21 protein-coding genes and 1 pseudogene are annotated in these 17,145 nt (G+C 40.6%); 7 read left to right on the plus strand and 15 right to left on the minus strand.

Going from position 1 to position 17,145, the window contains the following annotated elements:
* Positions 1-26: 26 nt before the first annotated feature.
* The 7 genes from GTU69_RS15780 to GTU69_RS15810 form a co-directional block, all read right to left on the minus strand.
* Positions 27-1,076 carry a class I SAM-dependent methyltransferase gene (locus GTU69_RS15780; RefSeq protein WP_166171900.1) on the minus strand — a complete coding sequence of 350 codons (1,050 nt, stop codon included), beginning with the start codon at positions 1,074-1,076 and terminating at the stop codon, positions 27-29.
* Positions 1,077-1,084: 8 nt separating this feature from the next.
* Positions 1,085-1,864 carry a DUF1295 domain-containing protein gene (locus GTU69_RS15785; RefSeq protein WP_166171902.1) on the minus strand — a complete coding sequence of 260 codons (780 nt, stop codon included), beginning with the start codon at positions 1,862-1,864 and terminating at the stop codon, positions 1,085-1,087.
* Between the two features lie 25 nt (positions 1,865-1,889).
* Complete coding sequence (locus GTU69_RS15790; protein ID WP_166171904.1) at positions 1,890-3,086, minus strand: cyclopropane-fatty-acyl-phospholipid synthase family protein; 1,197 nt, start codon at positions 3,084-3,086, stop codon at positions 1,890-1,892.
* Positions 3,083-3,877: a DUF1365 domain-containing protein gene (locus GTU69_RS15795; protein ID WP_166171906.1), complete on the minus strand. Its 795-nt coding sequence runs from the start codon at positions 3,875-3,877 to the stop codon at positions 3,083-3,085. Before GTU69_RS15795 ends, GTU69_RS15790 begins: the two co-directional genes overlap by 4 nt.
* On the minus strand, positions 3,877-5,169 hold the full coding sequence (locus tag GTU69_RS15800) for an FAD-dependent oxidoreductase (RefSeq protein ID WP_166171908.1): 1,293 nt from the start codon (positions 5,167-5,169) through the stop codon (positions 3,877-3,879). Before GTU69_RS15800 ends, GTU69_RS15795 begins: the two co-directional genes overlap by 1 nt.
* The gene (locus tag GTU69_RS15805) at positions 5,166-6,152 is read right to left on the minus strand and encodes an acyl-CoA desaturase (RefSeq protein WP_166171910.1); all 987 of its coding nucleotides are present in this window, start codon (positions 6,150-6,152) and stop codon (positions 5,166-5,168) included. The genes GTU69_RS15800 and GTU69_RS15805 overlap by 4 nt, the downstream gene beginning before the upstream one ends.
* Before the next feature lie 137 nt (positions 6,153-6,289).
* The gene (locus GTU69_RS15810) at positions 6,290-6,838 is read right to left on the minus strand and encodes a lipocalin family protein (protein ID WP_166171911.1); all 549 of its coding nucleotides are present in this window, start codon (positions 6,836-6,838) and stop codon (positions 6,290-6,292) included.
* Positions 6,839-7,144: 306 nt separating this feature from the next.
* Between GTU69_RS15810 and GTU69_RS15815 the strand changes: the two genes are divergently transcribed.
* On the plus strand, positions 7,145-7,342 hold the full coding sequence (locus GTU69_RS15815; protein ID WP_166171913.1) for a hypothetical protein: 198 nt from the start codon (positions 7,145-7,147) through the stop codon (positions 7,340-7,342).
* A 295-nt stretch (positions 7,343-7,637) separates the two neighbouring features.
* Here the strand turns inward: GTU69_RS15815 and GTU69_RS15820 are convergent, their stop codons facing one another.
* The 3 genes from GTU69_RS15820 to GTU69_RS15830 form a co-directional block, all read right to left on the minus strand.
* Positions 7,638-8,843 (minus strand): alpha/beta fold hydrolase, encoded by a 1,206-nt coding sequence (locus GTU69_RS15820; RefSeq protein WP_171522043.1) that lies wholly within the window; start codon positions 8,841-8,843, stop codon positions 7,638-7,640.
* Between the two features lie 196 nt (positions 8,844-9,039).
* Positions 9,040-9,438: a hydroxyisourate hydrolase gene (gene uraH, locus GTU69_RS15825; protein ID WP_166171915.1), complete on the minus strand. Its 399-nt coding sequence runs from the start codon at positions 9,436-9,438 to the stop codon at positions 9,040-9,042.
* A gap of 26 nt (positions 9,439-9,464) precedes the next feature.
* Positions 9,465-9,941, minus strand: a complete 477-nt coding sequence (locus tag GTU69_RS15830; protein ID WP_171522044.1) for a heme-binding protein — start codon at positions 9,939-9,941, stop codon at positions 9,465-9,467.
* A 121-nt stretch (positions 9,942-10,062) separates the two neighbouring features.
* Here GTU69_RS15830 and GTU69_RS15835 point away from each other — a divergent pair, with 121 nt between their 5' ends.
* A complete protein-coding gene (locus GTU69_RS15835; RefSeq protein ID WP_166171919.1) occupies positions 10,063-10,734 on the plus strand; it encodes a heavy metal response regulator transcription factor in 672 nt (223 codons plus the stop codon).
* Positions 10,731-12,104, plus strand: coding sequence for a heavy metal sensor histidine kinase (locus tag GTU69_RS15840; RefSeq protein ID WP_166171921.1), 1,374 nt, complete (start codon positions 10,731-10,733; stop codon positions 12,102-12,104). The genes GTU69_RS15835 and GTU69_RS15840 overlap by 4 nt, the downstream gene beginning before the upstream one ends.
* Before the next feature lie 127 nt (positions 12,105-12,231).
* Here the strand turns inward: GTU69_RS15840 and GTU69_RS15845 are convergent, their stop codons facing one another.
* Both GTU69_RS15845 and GTU69_RS15850 read right to left on the minus strand, forming a co-directional pair.
* Positions 12,232-12,723 (minus strand): GNAT family N-acetyltransferase, encoded by a 492-nt coding sequence (locus GTU69_RS15845; RefSeq protein WP_166171923.1) that lies wholly within the window; start codon positions 12,721-12,723, stop codon positions 12,232-12,234.
* Entirely contained in the window at positions 12,713-12,979 is a 267-nt protein-coding gene (locus tag GTU69_RS15850) for a DUF1778 domain-containing protein (protein WP_166171925.1), read from the minus strand. Before GTU69_RS15850 ends, GTU69_RS15845 begins: the two co-directional genes overlap by 11 nt.
* Positions 12,980-13,612: 633 nt before the next feature.
* On the opposite strand from GTU69_RS15850, the gene GTU69_RS15855 reads away from it, so the two are divergent.
* From GTU69_RS15855 to GTU69_RS15865, 3 genes are all read left to right on the plus strand, one after another.
* Entirely contained in the window at positions 13,613-13,828 is a 216-nt protein-coding gene (locus GTU69_RS15855) for a cold-shock protein (protein ID WP_019837890.1), read from the plus strand.
* A 101-nt stretch (positions 13,829-13,929) separates the two neighbouring features.
* Positions 13,930-14,157, plus strand: a complete 228-nt coding sequence (locus tag GTU69_RS15860) for a hypothetical protein (protein WP_004761266.1) — start codon at positions 13,930-13,932, stop codon at positions 14,155-14,157.
* A gap of 64 nt (positions 14,158-14,221) precedes the next feature.
* Positions 14,222-14,419, plus strand: a complete 198-nt coding sequence (locus GTU69_RS15865; RefSeq protein ID WP_019837892.1) for a hypothetical protein — start codon at positions 14,222-14,224, stop codon at positions 14,417-14,419.
* Between the two features lie 19 nt (positions 14,420-14,438).
* Here GTU69_RS15865 and GTU69_RS15870 read toward each other — a convergent pair whose 3' ends face one another.
* Positions 14,439-14,549 carry a helix-turn-helix domain-containing protein gene (locus tag GTU69_RS15870; RefSeq protein ID WP_086197553.1) on the minus strand — a complete coding sequence of 37 codons (111 nt, stop codon included), beginning with the start codon at positions 14,547-14,549 and terminating at the stop codon, positions 14,439-14,441.
* A gap of 187 nt (positions 14,550-14,736) precedes the next feature.
* Positions 14,737-15,510 (minus strand): NAD(+) diphosphatase, encoded by a 774-nt coding sequence (gene nudC, locus GTU69_RS15875; RefSeq protein WP_086197554.1) that lies wholly within the window; start codon positions 15,508-15,510, stop codon positions 14,737-14,739.
* 251 nt (positions 15,511-15,761) lie between these two features.
* On the opposite strand from nudC, the gene GTU69_RS15880 reads away from it, so the two are divergent.
* Entirely contained in the window at positions 15,762-16,997 is a 1,236-nt protein-coding gene (locus GTU69_RS15880) for a dolichyl-phosphate-mannose--protein mannosyltransferase (RefSeq protein ID WP_166171927.1), read from the plus strand.
* A gap of 26 nt (positions 16,998-17,023) precedes the next feature.
* On the opposite strand, the pseudogene GTU69_RS15885 reads toward GTU69_RS15880, so the two are convergent.
* Positions 17,024-17,145 (minus strand): annotated as a pseudogene (locus GTU69_RS15885) (IS5/IS1182 family transposase); the annotation flags it as partial.

Genomic DNA, 17,145 nt, shown 5'->3' on the forward strand with positions numbered 1-17,145 from the left:
GCTGGCCCATCCGATTCATCGTTCAATTATATGACTTTTTTCTTAAACAGAAAGTGGCCGATCACCCATTCACGACCATGGTCATAACCAAATAGTTCGGCACAGGCCATAAAGAAAATTCGCCAGCGCTGCCACCAGATTGCAGCATCTGTACCATAGGTCTGTTCAAACAGGGGCTGCAGCTCGACTTGCTTTTGGTCCATATTCTCCAGCCAGGCATTTGCGGTGCGTTCATATTGGGTGCCTGCCCATTGCCAGTGCTGTTCCAGCTGCAAATGCTGCTGGAAATGCAGGAAGGTTGAGGCTGCAGGCATCAGACCGCCACTAAAGAAATATTTTGACATCCAGTCAAATTCATTTTTCACTTCAAACGGATAATGCAGGAAACGGTGACAGAAAATATGGCACCACAGCAAGCCATCTGCTTTCAGCCAGGTGCTAATATTTTCAAACAGTTTTTGGTAATTACGTACATGTTCAAACATTTCCACCGAAACCACACGGTCGAAAGAAGCGGCTTCCAGTTGCAGTACATTGACGTCGCAGGTAATCACCGTCAGGTTATCCAGTTTTTTCAGATTGGCCTGTTCTTGAATGTACTGGCGCTGGGTCGAGGAGTTCGACACCACAGTAATGCGAGCCTTGGGATAATGTTCAGCCATGTACAAACTGAAAGACCCCCAGCCACAGCCTATTTCCAGAATATCCTGTCCATCCTGCAACTGTGCACGCTGGCAATAGCTGGCTAGTGCCGCTTCTTCCGCCTGATCCAGTGTGCTATGCGCGTGTTCAAATAGGCTGGCGCTGTATTTCAGACGCTTGCCCAGTACTGCCTGGAAAAATGCGGTGGGCAGTTCATAGTGCTGCTCATTGGCTTTGTCGGTCTCGATGGCAATCTCGCTGTTTTTTAGCATATGCAGCACATCCATATAGCGCTGTGCCGCCAGTGCCGGGTCGAAGCGTCCTTCCTGTGCCAGGCGTTTTTTGCTTAAAGTACGAATGCCGGTCCGAATCACCGGATCGGGCAGTTTGCCACTTTCGATCAGTTTTAAAGATTGTTGAATCATAAAGTCCATGTATTTACCTACTCTTTGGGTGGCCACGGAATAAACATTGAAGTTCGTCGTTGATAGTCTTTATAGTTGTCGCCGCGATGTGTCAGCGCCTGTTGTTCACTAAAGGGAATACCGGTGATGTAGTATAGAAACAGCCACATCAACAGTGGATACAGCCATAATTCATAAACACTTGCCGCCAGACCGAGGATTGGATAGGCAAACCAGTGCAGCCATTCAAAGAAATAGTTTGGATGACGTGAATATTTCCATAATCCTTGGTCTAGGGTTTTGCCCTGGTTTTGTGGATTCAGTTTGAAACGGTAGAGTTGCTGGTCGGCTGTGCTTTCCCCAATCAGTGCCAGTAGCATGATCATGCCTGCCACGAATACCGTAGCCTGTGTCCAGTCATTCCACTGCTGGGCCGGAATATTGAGCAACTCCAGCATCGGGTAGGAAAACAGTACCACCAACCCGGCCTGAAACATAAAAAAGGCCAGAAAACCGAGATGCTGATAATCGCCCATGGCCCGGCGCATATTGGCATAACGGGTATCTTCTGCAGTTTCATTGGCATAACGGCGCAGTAGATGCCAGGTCAGGCGTAAAAACCAGATGCCGCTAAACACGCCCAGAAATACCCGAACCAGCAGCGGTGCAGTTTCCATAACCCAGGCCGCGATAATAACGTTGAGTGCAATACCAAAGCTCCAGGCCACATCGACCAGTCCGGCACGCTGGTTATAGGTCACCAGTAGCCAGCTACAGAACATGATAAAGACATTCAGCACCAGTAAATTCAGCAGCATGTCAGCCCTCCTGTTTTATCTCGGCTTAATAAGCACTGGCTTCGAACAACAGATGCACATCACTGATCACACCTTCGCGGAAGCCACCTTCGCAATAACACAGATAAAAATCCCACATACGAATAAACTTATCATCAAAGCCTAGTTCTAAAACTTGATCACGTTGCGAGAAAAAACGCTGACGCCAGACCTTTAAGGTTTCTGCATAGCTTTGACCGATATCTTCCAAATGCTTGAGACGCAGTTTTTGCTCGGAAGCGGCTTGGGTCATGACACTAATACAGGGAATAAAACTGCCCGGGAAAATGTAGCGCTTGATGTAGTCCACGGTATTCAGGGCTTTGGCATAGCGTGCATCTTCAATGGTGATGGCCTGAATCAGGGCCAGACCGTTCGGTTTCAGCAGCTCACGGCATTTACGGAAATAGGTCGGCAAATACTGCTCACCTACGGCCTCGATCATTTCAATCGACACCAGCTTGTCGTATTTGCCTTCCAGTAGACGGTAATCTTTCAGCTGGACAGTGACGCGATGTGATAGTCCAGCTGCAGCGACCCGGGCCACGGCTTCATCATACTGTGCCTTGGAAATGGTGATGGTGGTGACTTTACAGCCATATTGCTGCGCGGCATAAATGGCAAAACCGCCCCAGCCACTGCCAATTTCGACTAAATGATCCATCGGTTTCAGCTTGAGTTTCTGGCAGATCAGCTCTTTTTTATAATCCGAAGCCTGTTCCAGACTCATACCCGGCTCTTTAAATACCGCACTGGAATACATCATGCTGCTATCCAGGAACAGCTTGAAAAAGTCATTGCTCAGGTCGTAATGCTCGGCAATATTTTTGCGGCTGCCATCAATCGAATTCTTGCGCGATTTGTACCAAGCCTTTAACAACAACTGGCTGGCCTTGGCCACTGCATTCTGATTCATCCGGTCCAGTACATCGCGGTTACGAGCCAAAATGCGGATGACATCCACCAGATCTTCACTGCTCCAGTAACCGCGGATAAAACCTTCTGCTGCACCAAGCACACCATTACGGAACAACAGTTCCATCAGACGGGTATCATGCACCTGAATCACGGCCTGCAGATCACTGTTTTCCCCAACTGTCCCGTTCCAGACGCCTTTAAAAATCAGCTGACCATGCCGCAATTTCAGTAAATGATGTAATATCACTGGCAGTGTGCTTTGCTCTCCCATTAACAGTGTTTTCATCGCAATGTGTTTCCTTTTTCTTTTTTAGGATGTCGGTAAAACGGAATTTTCTTTTTCCATAAACGGAAGGCATGCAGATAAATTCCGCTGACCATCCTGAACGGTTCAAGAACTTTCAACACAGCATAGCGATACTGCTGTGAAGGAACCGTGATGGCCTGCAGAGAAAATTTCAGGGTGGCATCAAATTGCAGCACGCCCTGCTCAAACAGCTGCATATGAATCACGTTCTGCTGATCAGAGAAGCTGAAGCGCCAGCGGTAATCCAGTGCCATCGGCATGAACGGTGATACATGAAAGGCCTTTTTAAAATCAAACTGGTGACTCTGGTACGGCGCATATTCAGTTGTATTGTGCCTGCAATCATGGATATAGACCTGACGTTCATTCCACGGTGTATTGGTAATTTCACTCAGTACAAAGAGCAATTGGTCGGTGGCATCAAAGACCAGATAAAACACCACGGAATTGAAACGAAAGCCGAGGGTGCGTGGCAAGGCCAGAACCCGGATGGACGCGGCATGCGGTAACAGATAGTTTTCCCGCTTGATCAGCAGACGTGCGACCTTCTGCCGAATCGAACCACATTCCATAGTCAGAAAATCACGCTCATCCAGGGTCAGGAAATTCCAGTGCCTGGAAGACCAGAGCCAGGATTTTTGGGTAAAGCTTGAGAGTTGATCAGGATCAAACCATAGATAGGTCAGCTGAGTCTCAAAAGCATGGGCTTTGGGCAGGTAACGGCGATGCCGGATTTCGGCAGCGGCGATCGCCAGTGGATACATCTGCATCATGCGCTCCTAGCTGCCTGCTCGGTCTGCTGCAATAGCTGATCGACTACCCATGAAGCGCTACGTGCCCCATCCTCATGAAAGCCCCAGCCCCAGTAAGCGCCACAGTATGAGGTGCGGTTCTGAGCATTGACTTCGGCCCAGCGTTGTTGTGCTTCAATCGCCGGGGCATCAAACACCGGATGACGATAATGCCGTTCTACCCAGACTTTTTTAGGATCCAAGGCAAAATTAGGATTCAGGGTGGCAAAGACCTGGGTTTTGCATTGCAGGTTTTGCAGCTGGTTCATCCAGTAACTGAAACCATAGTGCATACCACTGTGCTGGAATGGGGTCTGTTCGGTGGCCTGACTTGGGGTCACATGCACATGCCAGCTGGCCCATTGGCGTCTGGATTTTGGCATGATGCGGGTATCAGAATGCACCACCATGCGGTTATCCTGATAGCGGAACTTGCTCAGTACGTCCAACTCCTGCGCGGACGGGTCTTTCAGTAACTTCAGGCTGTCGTCAGCATGGCTGGCAAATACAACCCAGTCAAAACGTTCGCTGCCCTGTGTCGTTTCAACCAGCACATCATTGGCACTACGGGATACATGGAGAACACCCGTTTTGCGGAAGCTAATATTGGCCTGGGACTGAATTGCACGAACGTAGCGAGCCGATCCACCCTTGACCGTAAGCCATAACGGTCGGTCTTTCAGTTGTAACATGCGATGATGCTGGAAAAAGCTCACCACAAATTTATAGGGAATCTGTCCGGCCTGTTCCACCGGACAGGACCACAGCGCCCCACACATCGGATAGAGATGTTCCTGGCGGAAGGCTTCGGAATAGCCATGTTGATTTAAATACTCATCAATACTGAGTTGTGCATTGACCTGTTCCACATCCATATCTTTATTGGCCGCATAGAAACGGAACAGATCTGACAACATCGCGCGAAAATCAGCATTCAGAAAATTTTGTGGGCGGAAAAGCAGGGAGAATTTTTTTGAAGGATTGTACTGTAAGCCGCTGACCTGATTATTCACGGAAAAGCCCATGTCACTGCTTTGCGATTGAATCCCGAGTTCTTTTAGCATCGCGCAAAACAGCGGATAATTATGCTCGTTAAACACAATAAAACCACTGTCCACTGCAACCTGTTCGCCGTCTATATTCAGCTGATGAGTATCGGTATGGCCGCCAAAGTAATTATTCTTTTCAAAGACCGTAACCTCATGCACTTTGCTGAGTTTCCAGGCAGCATACAGACCGGAAATACCTGAACCAATAATTGCAATTTTCATGGTGATTCCTTCGATTGAATTTTGTGAGTGCCTGTCGTAGCGGCTTTTTTCTGTTTTCTGGCCTGAGCAATTTTACTGACTTCATAGACCCTTGCCGGAATGGGTTTGATTCCCCAGACCAGTCCGAACCAGGACATGAGTTTCAGCAGGTAATAGGTTACATCAATCTGCCACCAGTAAAAGCCTTGCCGGGTACTGCCAGCATAATAATGATGGTTGTTATGCCATCCTTCGCCCAAGGTAATAATGGACAGGAATAAGTTGTTGCGGCTGTGATCTTCAGTGTCAAAATCCCGGCTGCCGTAATGATGCGCCAGTGAATTGATACACAAGGTGGCATGGATCAGTAACACGGTAGAGATGACAAAGCCCCAGACCAGCAATTGCAGGCCGGACGTACCGAGTTGCGGCCAGGTGATGGCCAGCCATTCCCCAAATGCATAAATTCCGCCCGCGGTCAGCAGCACCACAATTAAACTGAAACGATCCAACCAGATCAGCTCCGGATATTTCAGCCAGTCCTTAATGACTTCTTTACGCGTGGCAAAATTATATTCATTTAAAAACCAGCCGACGTGGCTGTACCAAAAACCGTGCGTCGAGGAATGCGGATCTTGCAAGGTATCGGTATAGCGGTGGTGATAACGGTGATGCGCCGCCCACCATAGCGGACCACGCTGTGCACTCATGGTGCCAATCAGCACAAACAGGAACTGCACCGGACGCGAGGTCTGAAAAGTTTTGTGTGACAGATAGCGATGGAAAAAAGCTGTAATTGAAAACATGCGGATCAGGTAGAATGCCAGCATAAAGCCAATTGCAAACCAAGACACTCCCACCCAGAATACCGCCAGGCAGGCCAGATGTAACAGAATAAAGGGCAAAATCCTCAGCCACTGAATCTTGCTGTTTTCAGCCGTCAGTGTTTTGGGCGTTGTGGGTGTAGACCAGCTGTCTATCCATCGCATCAGACTTTTCAACATGGACTCATCCTACTTTCAAGCGATTGTCTTTATTCTATTTGATGAGTGTAATCAGTCAGATATGAATTTTATGTGAAGTAAATAAAAAAAGCCGAACTGTGTAGAGAGCGTGGTCAGTTCGGCAAAAGGGTAACAGATTAATGCGGCAATTTGATCAGTTTTGTCACGTCATAACCATAATGTTTTGCAGTTTCCAGATAGGATTGATAAGTGGCTTCATCTAGTTGCGGTTCACGCGATAAAATCCACAGGTATTTGTTACTTGGCCCACCTACCAGTGCCACTTTATATTCTGGGTCTACTCGTAATACCCAGTAATGACCTTTGCTAAATGGTATCCATCTTAAACCTTGCGGCAAAAAGCTGACCTTTAGTTTGCTGTTGCCCTTATTTTGCGGATAGGCAATACCTTCAGAGCTGATCATCTCACCATTGGCAATCCGGCAACTATTCAAAACACGCATGGTTTGATCGGTATTGACGCTATATTGTGCCGAGATATTCGAGACACATTTACGCTGAAAATACATCGGTAAATGCGCAATTTCATACCACTTGCCTGCATACTGCTCGATATCTACCTGATCGACTGCCTGAGGTGCAACAGTTTCTGCTCGAGTCGTTGTACTTAAGCTGATGATGGCAAGTGCTGTCGCTGCAAAAACAGATTTGAATAGCATCTTCATTTTTTAGCCTTGTTGTATCCTAGGCTTAAGATAACCTAGGTGGGTGTGAACAAAGCGTGAAGACAAAATGGTGAAATTCAGTATTTGTGATTGAATAATTTAAGCTGGATTAATTTTATTGTTCGTACAATAATTCTATCAAATGGAGCGTAAAACTGTAAGCATTCGCTGAGTCCTACTTTTTATCTGCTCAACATCACGATAGTGTCCACGTAAAATGAAGTGGACAGCTATTTATGGATTTAAGGACAGTCAGATAAGGTATATACTTTACAACAACAGCTAGACTCACCTAGGAACAGGCAAATGCCTATCAAATTTGTAATCCGATTCACTAGTATTTTAGTTTCATTATTAATTTTGGCTGCTCTTGTCAACCAGTTTTTCTTTTCAAGTCAAGTAACAATTGATGTATGGATCCTTTCATTCCCCATTATTGTGGGTGTTCCAATCTTTGCATCTATTATCTCTGCAACAGATAATGAATTAAATCAATCCCACTAATTAGTGTATTTATATGAATTGATAAAGTAGTGATCTAATCGCTGAAAAACTCATTATAAATTATAAGATGTAATGCCAGTCAGTTAAGAAATTGACTGGCATTTTCTTGGATATTTCTGTGGTTTGATCATAAACGTCTGCAGCACCTCCTGTTACAAGAAAAGTTTGATCAGTTAGTGATAACAAACCATTTATCATCATATTGATTTAATTAAATTTTTATATTTAAAATTGAAATGCTAAATTTTAATTCTGTATAAGAGTTTTTTGAGTTCAAACTCTTGGATCTACCATACTATTTTACGCTGCAGGTATTTACAGATTTCCTTTCTTCCACTGAATTAATAAAATTTCCAATCAGGAATTCACTTTGTTTTAAGGAGTCACGATGGTCGCCTTCTTTCAAAGGATAAAAGGCAATAGGTTTTCCTACCTGGCAGATTTGTTGATAGTAGGCATAAGTACCGCGTGAATCCACTAACTGATCTTTCTCACCCTGAACAACCATAACAGGCACAGTGGGTATCATATTCTCAATAGACTGCTTTTTTAAATAATTGGTCAAAGGGGCTAGATTTACATTCGGTTTAAAGACAGTTTTAGGGGCTTGCTTCAGATCAGATTGTAATTCTGATAAACAGCGACCACGTGCCAGATTAAGAATTTCCCCCATTTCTGAGCTAACTAAATTTGCTGGAGCAAGATTAGGATCTGCAGCTTCCGCCCCTAGAAGAACGATTGGAAAAAATGCTGCAACACTGGTGTTGATTTGAGAGTTAGTTGCCACATATTCCGCAATTCCTTCATATTGATAACCGCCTGGAGCAAGGGCAATTGCCCCACGTAAATTAAGTTCAGGTGCGTCTTTTTGTCCATACGCCGCAACAGCAAGAGATGCAGCACCTCCTTGGCTATGCCCCATGACATACCAATTTTTATTAAATTTATAAGGCTTTAAATAGTGAGTCGCCCTTACAGCATCCACTACAGTATGCAATTGACTTTGAGTATTCATATAGGGATGTCCACTGGGTGTACCTAAACCCTGATAGTCTGGTGCGACTACTGCATATCCACGAGCAAGCCAGGCATTCAAAGCTTTTGCCGCTATTTGTTGATAAATATGAACCGGTCCACCTACATAATCACTCGAGGGAGCACAAGTATCGGCAACACCTGTTGTACCATGCGCCCATGCTAAAATAGGCCAACCTTCTTTTGGTACTTTTCCTTTCGGCAATAAAATAAATCCAGAAGCTACAATTGGTTCTGATTGTATGCCGCGACTTCGATAGGTAATTAAGAAGCGTTGAGATGCACTTGAAAATAGATCGGTATTTTGTGCTTGTATGGATAACAAAGTGCCGGGGGTTGTACTTGCCACAGTCGGTAAATGAGCTGTATCGTGAGATGATATTAGTGGAGAGGCAATTGCAGATGTAGAACTTAAGCAGATGCAACCTAACGTTATATTCAGAACATGATTTTTTATTTTAATCATGAGAATGCACTCCATTTTTATAAATTTAATTTTGAATATATGAGTATTTTCACTACCATATTTGATCACAATCCATTGTGAAAATTTTGTAATAAGGTAATAGCCCTCAAATGAGGGCTATTACCTATAAGCACCATTATATTAAGTGATACTAAGCTCTAATCTCATACAAGTTAGAGCTTCTGTTTTGCTCAGCTTAGTTACCTCGATAGGTTGAATATCCATAAGGGCTAAGCAGTAATGGAATATGGTAGTGTTTTACTGAACCATCTGTTTGGAAAATCACCGGAACTTCAGGGAAGAAAGAATTTTGCTTATTTTTCTTAAACCAGTCTCCTGTTTTAAACGTGACTTTGTATATTGCATTATCTAAAGTTTTATTTTCTGGAAATAATGCCGTTACGCGGCCTTGCTCATTGGTTTTAGCTTCTGAAATCTGTATCCATTTTCCATTTTTCTGTTCTTCCAAAGTAACTTTTACATCAGGTGAAGGCAATCCACTTTCCAAGTTAAGTACATGCACACTTAAAGGATTTTGCGCCATTACCCAACTTGAAATAAATAAACTTCCAGCGAATGAAAATAACTTGTTCATATGAATTTATCCTGAATTAAATTGATTTAAATTTGTTTGAGTGTGATTTCTATACCCAGTTTTGCGCATCGATCATCTTGAATTGACCCACCTGCACCGGCTACACCAACTGCACCTAATACCTGACTTTTATAAACGACGGGCACTCCTCCACCTAAAAGTAATAATTCAGGTAAACTGGTTAAATTCTGTGAATCAACATTCTTCTGGGCATTACGCATAAATTGTAAGGTAGTCACCTTGCTTGAATATGCGGTAAAAGCTTTCCTTTGCGCTGCGATTAAATTATGAATGCCCACAGTTTCATGCCGTTGACTTGCCAGGACATTGCCACCCTGATCTAAGACCACTACAGCCGCAGGTTTAGCAGTAATGCTACATGCTTGCATGACATTGGTTGCCAGTTGATTGGCGAGGTTTAGATCCATTACATAGCTGGTTTTAGGAGCTGAATATGTGATTGAACTAAATAGAAGTACTGGAATAAATAGAAGTTTTTTCATCATTTCTATTAAGCTAAATGAAGAGATAAATTAGCTTATATAAAATAAACTCACTATTGCATGACAATCAGATTACGAATTTGTAATGTAGGGATAGACAAATCCATATAATATTATTTAGATGCAGATACTTATTATTGAAGATGAAACCAAAATTGCTGAATTTCTAGCAAAAGGTTTAAATGAATCCGGCTATTTAGCCAGTATTGCTCATGATGGATTAACAGCACTCAGGTTGTTTGAAGAAAAAAACTTTGATTTAGTAATTTTGGATGTCATGTTACCTGAAATGGATGGTTGGCAAGTATTAAAGACCCTAAGGACATTTTCTAAAATTCCGGTACTTATGCTGACTGCGAAAGATCATGTCCTAGATCGAGTTAAAGGTTTAGAACTTGGTGCAGATGACTATTTAATTAAGCCTTTTTCTTATATTGAACTATTGGCACGGGTCAAAAGCCTGTTGAGACGAAGTGTAAAACCCGAGTCTGAATATTACCAGGTTGAAGATCTAGTTTTATATAGGTTTGAACGTACTGTTTATCGGAACCAACAGAAAATCGACTTAAGCGCTAAAGAATTTTCACTTTTACAGTTATTAATGCAACATCAAGGTGAATTGTTAACCCGATCTCAAATTGCTTCTGAGGTGTGGAATATTAATTTTGATACGGACACCAATGTGGTAGATGTTGCTATTCGCCGTTTGCGTGCCAAAATTGATGATCATTTTCAGCCAAAATTAATTCATACTGTTCGGGGTATGGGATATCGTTTAAGCATAAATAAATGAAAAATCAGCTAACGCAACTCAGCTTAACAACACGCTTAAGTATTTCCTTCAGTATTATTTGTTGCACTGTATTTTTTGCTATTGGTTTACTTTCTTATCATAACATGCAGCACCTATTAGCTAAACAACGGGATCAGAACTTAACTGCACGTGTTGAACGCATCGAAATTTTTTTACAGGATCAAGCAAGTTTTCAGATTTTAGTTCAACACCCTCGTCTGTATGAAAATATGCTAGGGAAAGAAGATAATCTTTTAATCTTAAGAAACCCACAACACGCCTTAATTGAGATTAATCCACTGAAAGTTGCTATTCCCACTATGGCGGAATCAAAAACCATTACCTTTCTGGATAATCAATCTGAATTTGCCACAACCCGTTTGGCTTATAAAACTGTTATTTTTAATAATCAACATTACCAACTGATTGCTGGCACACAACTTGATGAAGCTCAATCTACTCTAGATCAATATTTATGGAAATTGATTCTCTATAGTTTATTGGGCATTGTCATGGCAAGCCTGCTCGGACGTTGGGTCGGGTGGTATTTACTCAAATCTCTAAATAATTTGATTGAGCAAACACATAAAATTCAGGGCACTCAACCACATCAGCGAATCGAAACTAAAAGTACTACCGTTGAAGTTGAGCAACTCCGTTCAGCAATGAATGCGATGTTAGAAAAAATTCAAATTAATTATGATCAATTGGCACGGTTTTCCGAAGATATTGCCCATGAACTAAGAACCCCCTTAAATAATTTAATGGGTCAAACACAAATTATGCTCATGCAATCTCGATCACCCCAAGAACTGGAGCAGCTTTTATATTCTCATCTTGAGGAATATGAACGGCTCAGTAAGATGATAAACAATATGTTGTTCATCGCTCGTTCTGAACACAGCGATTATATTATTGATAAAGAAAATATTGATTTATCCAACCTTATTTCAGAATTGGTGCATTATTTTGAATTCTTAGCTGAAGATAGACAAATGAAATTTGTTTTGGAGTTAGAACAAGGAATTCAAATATATGGTAATGAAGATTTATTAAAAAGAGCGCTATCTAATCTTCTCATCAATGCCATTGATTATGGATTCGAAAACCAAGACATTGTAATTACAACAAAATCTACAGCAGACTATGTCGATATTGAAGTGTTAACTAAAAATATTTTTATTGATAAACAGCATTTGAATCATTTATTTGAGCGTTTCTATCAAATTGATAGTAGTCGACATTCCAAAGCAAAAACTGGTGGTTTAGGGCTATCAATAGTTAAATCCATCATGATGTTACATAATGGGGAAGCAAATGCACATAATAGTCAACAAGGGGTTGTCTTTCGTTTAAGGATTAAATATTAAGCGAATATTGAAAAAATTATAAAAATAAGAATTTGATCTTGTGGATATTTTAGACCATCTAAAATTAACCTGAATCTCTTATTCTTGTTCGTAATCTACCAGTCACTCCTGTTGCTAGTAGGCCACTTTAATTAAAATTAGGTATTTCACTCACTGGATATATTAATGTTAATGGATTTGATGTTAATGAAATAAAGCCAAAACGCTGATAAAACTCCATCGCTTTTTGATCTTTGGCATGTATGACAACAAAATTAATACCAATAATTTGAGCAACTTTTGAAACTTGTTTAAGAGCATGTGCTAAAAGCACTTGTCCAATTCCTCGCCCCTGAGTTGTTTGATCAACGGCAAAGCGCCCTACAACCACACAAGGTAATGGATAACGAGGTAATCGTTTAGTGAGAACAGCATCAACTACATCGAATCCTATAGAGGTACTTGATAGACAATAAAATCCTTTCACCTGTGTATCATCGTCATCAATCGCTACATACGTTTTACTTGTTCCTGATTTCTGATGTTGGGATGCGTATTGTTTTATGAACTTATTTAAATCATCTTGCCCACAATTAAATGATTTTTTTTGATGATGGGCTTGTAAAACCTCAATCTTCATCCAATAAACTCATTAAATTTTTCATCTCATCATTTGCAGGGCGTGGGTTTTCAAGCATGTTCATTAACATATCACGATCAGCATTATTCACTTTTAACTCATGATTAGATTTAAGTAATTCTTTTGCTCGTTCAAATGAGGATTGGATCATAAAGGAACTCACACTGAGACCCAATAAATTCGCAGCTTGTTCAATCACATTTTTTGCATCTACTGTTGACCGAACATTGATTCTTTCTGTTGCTAAGTTAGCCATATTTTTCACCAATAAGTACATCAGTTTGATGTACAAATTATAGCAGATTAAGGTAGTGCTTCGAGATTCAAATTTACATATTTTGTTTTGAAATATTTGAATGGAAAATCAGTGGGCTACTATGAACCAAAAATGAGTAGAATTTAGTCCTACCCTTGGTTCGGGGGATTTTTTCTGACATCTCGTAATTATTAATATAGAGTCAAATTTGAAGGCTGATATAAGCTTAAGCTTTGTGCATATGTAAAAAAATCATCATTCCTGAAATTAAAAACATCAATATTATTATTACAGAACTATATAATCGCATTCATTTACTGGTCAAATTTATTGGCCAATTAGATTAACTTTGTTTGGTTATGATTACAATAAAATATATAAATCAGTCAGATAACTAGATTTTTAATAAGATAATTAAATATACATATAAAAAAACTTGATTATTCCTGTTTTTAGGGTATAGTTAACTTAACTAGAAAAAAGTCTTGTTTCATTAAATCTCTCTTAAGTATCGTCGTTTTATTCATAATTCTTCGTTTTTTTCAGATTTTAAGTTTCATTATTTATTATTTTCAAAGTTATATTCAGTCACTAAAATGACTAAAAATTATTAAAAAATCAGTAGGATTTATTATGTCAAACTCAAATGTTGTTAAAGGTACCGTTAAGTGGTTCAATGAAACTAAAGGTTTTGGTTTTATTCAACCAGAATCAGGTCCAGATGTTTTTGCGCACTTCAGTGAAATTGCCAACTCAGGTTTTAAAACCTTATTTGAAGGCCAACAGGTTGAATTTAGTATTGCTCAAGGTCAAAAAGGCCCGAATGCAGTCAATATTGTTGCCATATAAGCACTAATACGAGTTGAAAAAGCACTACTCAGTGCTTTTTTAATTTTAAAGAAAAAGTTGTTCTTCCATATTGGAAAAAAATCATAAAAATAGGATACAAATTGTTAAAAGTTAATGAATTAATTGCAAAATCTAAAAATGGTACTGAAATTATCGTTTCTTTAATTCCTTTAAATAAAATGCAGAATACACGTCAAGGTTTTAAAGAAATTGAAGTGGGTAAAAGAGTTCTGCTGGAATCGGGAATTGAGGTAGATTTAAATTTAGATGGTCGTACATTTTATACATCTTTAAATCAATTATTTAAGCTAAATCAAAAAGTTATTTAAAAAATAATATATTGCTTAATTAATTGAATAGCCGCTCTGCCATAATCTTATTAAAGGTAAACTAATGTTTAAACAAAATCTAAATGTAAAAGACCAATTCGGTATCAAATATTCTATTCAGGCCACGGTTGAGCGCCATTTTAGTGCTAGTCAGTCTTGTTCCCATGTCAAATATATTACTGTGGATGGTGAAGATATTCGCCCCAGCTTTGAAATGTTTTTCCAAAGTACTTCTAGCGGAAAAATTTTTAAGATTATTTAAGTCAATGAACTAGTCGCAGCTAAAGCAACGAGTTTCCATATGTGGCTAATCTCGCACAACCCATCCACTGGCTCAGAATTAAGTTCTGTTTCTGAGTTAGATATGCTTCAAACTTAACGCCTGAAATCATCAGTAAATTTACTATTTAGATACTTGAATCCAATACTATTTTAGCTAAAAAACTAAGCCAAAAATCTAAATAATATCTATATATTAACATTTTATATATTTTATGATTGATATAATAATTTTAAATTTCTAGTGGCTTAACTCGCCCTTAAAAGAGCGAGAATGCGCCACTAAATTTGTTCAAAATTTCAAAGCCATTCTTTGCTGTCATCTGCAACTGGCGTTCCATGCATCACATGCTGAATCATGGCATAGGCGATACTGCCCTTGAACGGAATCTCGGGGAACTGATCAAATTTGAAAAATTGCGCATCGCTGAGTTCATTTTCTTGAATCTGAATTTCCCCTGCGTGATATTCTGCCTTGAAGGCCATCATCAGATTGCTAGGAAACGGCCACGGCTGACTGGCTAGATATTGAATATTTTTGATTTGCAGCCCCACTTCTTCCAGCGTTTCACGGCGTACGGCCTCTTCCAAGGTTTCTCCAACTTCAACAAAGCCTGCAATCAGGCTGTACATCTGGGTTTTGTTGCGGGCATTTTTTGCCAGCAGAATTTCATCTGTACCTCGGGTAATGATGGTAATGACACAGGGATTCACCCGTGGATATTGGTTATAGCCACAGGATGGACAGACCATGGCATACTGGGTGGCATGCTGCTCGGTGGCGTGACCACATTTACTGCAAAAGCGGTGATTACGGCGCCATTCCAGTAACTGTACCGCACGGCTGGCCTGTTCAAACTGTGGTCTGCTCCAGACTTGCACCAATTGTCTGATCGGCACCAGCTGATAACCTTCCGGCACCGGTTCATCTTCTTTCAGATCACGGGCAATGATCTCGCCATTTTCCGACAGGTTCAGGTCGTGCTGCAGTCTTTCTACCTGCGGCAACTGAAAATGGTCATCTACCAGTAATTGCTGCTGTCTAAAAATATACGCTTTTGAATGCATGCTCATACGATCCCCTGATTAAAAAAAATCCCATACAGAGGGGTGTATGGGACAAAACTAAGGAAGCTTACATGGAGTAACTTCTACCCAGATACTAGGCGCAAGCTGCCTGAATTACAACCATAATAATTTGTATCTTTTTGATTAAAATCACATAATTTTCACACCACCTATGAATTAAGGAATCATTGTTATTATTCTGGTCACCAGCCTACTGTTTTTTGGTAGCAGTCAGTACGTCAACCATGACTTGCTGGATGACAATTGCCGTATTCTGTTTTGCTGACTATACCCTTTCCGGCAAAAAGTACATTCTGTTTATTGGTTATGTTGCCTGTGCCCTAGGCTTTTTAACCAAAGGTTTAATTGGTGTGCTCATTCCAGGTATGGTGATTTTGCCTTGGGTACTATTTACCAAGCAATGGAAAAAAATCCCATCCCTGTTACATCCAATTGGTTTACTGATTTTCCTGACGATTGCCATGCCATGGATTTATCTGGTTCATCTCAAGTATCCGGCATTCCTGCAATACTTCTTTATTGACCAGCAATTTAGCCGCTTCAGTTCCGATCAGTTTAACAACCAGCAATCATGGCCATTTTATCTGCTTTGCTTGATGTTCAGCTTTTTGCCTTGGTTATTTGTTTCACAGTTCAAATTTTCTAAACAAGCTTTAACCCAGCAACTTGGTCAGCTAATTTTTATCTTGGTGGTATGGTGGTTTATCTCTGTCACGGTATTTTTCTCTATTCCACCATCAAAACTGGTAGGTTACATTTTGCCAGCAACTGCTCCTTTAGCGATCTTAATTGCCACTATGGTTGATGGTGTACTAGAAAATCAGTGTGCTAATAAATTTCAGATATGGTCACCTACATTTTTTGTCCTAATTATTGGTATTGCTTTTGCAACATTACCGGTATGGGCACAGGATAAATCGTTCCTGAATAATGTGAATATGGAACAACTGTACTGGCTTGGCGGCTCGGTTATCATTTCCATTATTTTATTCATGCTTGCTTATCAAAAGCAGCTTATTTCTCATTTCAAACTGGTGTTGGCTGCAGTTATCGTGCTATGTATGAGCATCAGTTTTGGTGTGAAAATTCTGGATCAAAAAAGCAACGCCACCCAAGTTTCATTGCAGAAATATATAACGCCTGATGCGACCATCGTATTTTACAACTATTATTTTTACGATGTGCCATTCTTGATGAATTTACAAAAACCTGTATATCTGGTGGATGACTGGGAACATGTTGGTCTCGACAGCTCTGCATTTCAAATTAAAGATGGTCTTCTGTTTGAACCTGAACGTAAACAGTATCTCTGGTCTGAAAACAATCTTGCTCAGAAAGTACAATCAGGACAACCTGTCGTGATCTTGGCTCGTACCAACTCTTATAAAAATAGCAATCCTCATGCTCAAATATTGCACTACCGTAACTATGATGTGTATTTCTTGAACTATCCTCAACAGGTACAAAAATAATATTGGACTATTACTAGGGCGTGTCCTCATTTGGCTTTGCACCAAATAAATATGCAGGCTATACGGATCATAGATTTATAATTGCGTGCTAGTTTATCAAATCGAGTTGCAATAGCACGGAAATGTTTTAATCTCGCAAAAGCATTTT

This window comes from Acinetobacter sp. SA01 (assembly GCF_011319235.1).
Classification (GTDB): Bacteria; Pseudomonadota; Gammaproteobacteria; order Pseudomonadales; family Moraxellaceae; genus Acinetobacter.

Excerpts from the sequence above, each read along its gene's own strand:
- GTU69_RS15780 (WP_166171900.1), bottom strand. The coding sequence starts at position 1,076 with ATGGACTTTATGATTCAACAATCTTTAAAACTGATCGAAAGTGGCAAA.
- GTU69_RS15785 (WP_166171902.1), bottom strand. The coding sequence starts at position 1,864 with ATGCTGCTGAATTTACTGGTGCTGAATGTCTTTATCATGTTCTGTAGC.
- GTU69_RS15790 (WP_166171904.1), bottom strand. The coding sequence starts at position 3,086 with ATGAAAACACTGTTAATGGGAGAGCAAAGCACACTGCCAGTGATATTA.
- GTU69_RS15795 (WP_166171906.1), bottom strand. The coding sequence starts at position 3,877 with ATGCAGATGTATCCACTGGCGATCGCCGCTGCCGAAATCCGGCATCGC.
- GTU69_RS15800 (WP_166171908.1), bottom strand. The coding sequence starts at position 5,169 with ATGAAAATTGCAATTATTGGTTCAGGTATTTCCGGTCTGTATGCTGCC.
- GTU69_RS15805 (WP_166171910.1), bottom strand. The coding sequence starts at position 6,152 with ATGTTGAAAAGTCTGATGCGATGGATAGACAGCTGGTCTACACCCACA.
- GTU69_RS15810 (WP_166171911.1), bottom strand. The coding sequence starts at position 6,838 with ATGAAGATGCTATTCAAATCTGTTTTTGCAGCGACAGCACTTGCCATC.
- GTU69_RS15815 (WP_166171913.1), top strand. The coding sequence starts at position 7,145 with ATGCCTATCAAATTTGTAATCCGATTCACTAGTATTTTAGTTTCATTA.
- GTU69_RS15820 (WP_171522043.1), bottom strand. The coding sequence starts at position 8,843 with ATGATTAAAATAAAAAATCATGTTCTGAATATAACGTTAGGTTGCATC.
- uraH (WP_166171915.1), bottom strand. The coding sequence starts at position 9,438 with ATGAACAAGTTATTTTCATTCGCTGGAAGTTTATTTATTTCAAGTTGG.
- GTU69_RS15830 (WP_171522044.1), bottom strand. The coding sequence starts at position 9,941 with ATGAAAAAACTTCTATTTATTCCAGTACTTCTATTTAGTTCAATCACA.
- GTU69_RS15835 (WP_166171919.1), top strand. The coding sequence starts at position 10,063 with ATGCAGATACTTATTATTGAAGATGAAACCAAAATTGCTGAATTTCTA.
- GTU69_RS15840 (WP_166171921.1), top strand. The coding sequence starts at position 10,731 with ATGAAAAATCAGCTAACGCAACTCAGCTTAACAACACGCTTAAGTATT.
- GTU69_RS15845 (WP_166171923.1), bottom strand. The coding sequence starts at position 12,723 with ATGAAGATTGAGGTTTTACAAGCCCATCATCAAAAAAAATCATTTAAT.
- GTU69_RS15850 (WP_166171925.1), bottom strand. The coding sequence starts at position 12,979 with ATGGCTAACTTAGCAACAGAAAGAATCAATGTTCGGTCAACAGTAGAT.
- GTU69_RS15855 (WP_019837890.1), top strand. The coding sequence starts at position 13,613 with ATGTCAAACTCAAATGTTGTTAAAGGTACCGTTAAGTGGTTCAATGAA.
- GTU69_RS15865 (WP_019837892.1), top strand. The coding sequence starts at position 14,222 with ATGTTTAAACAAAATCTAAATGTAAAAGACCAATTCGGTATCAAATAT.
- GTU69_RS15870 (WP_086197553.1), bottom strand. The coding sequence starts at position 14,549 with ATGATTTCAGGCGTTAAGTTTGAAGCATATCTAACTCAGAAACAGAAC.
- nudC (WP_086197554.1), bottom strand. The coding sequence starts at position 15,510 with ATGAGCATGCATTCAAAAGCGTATATTTTTAGACAGCAGCAATTACTG.
- GTU69_RS15880 (WP_166171927.1), top strand. The coding sequence starts at position 15,762 with ATGACAATTGCCGTATTCTGTTTTGCTGACTATACCCTTTCCGGCAAA.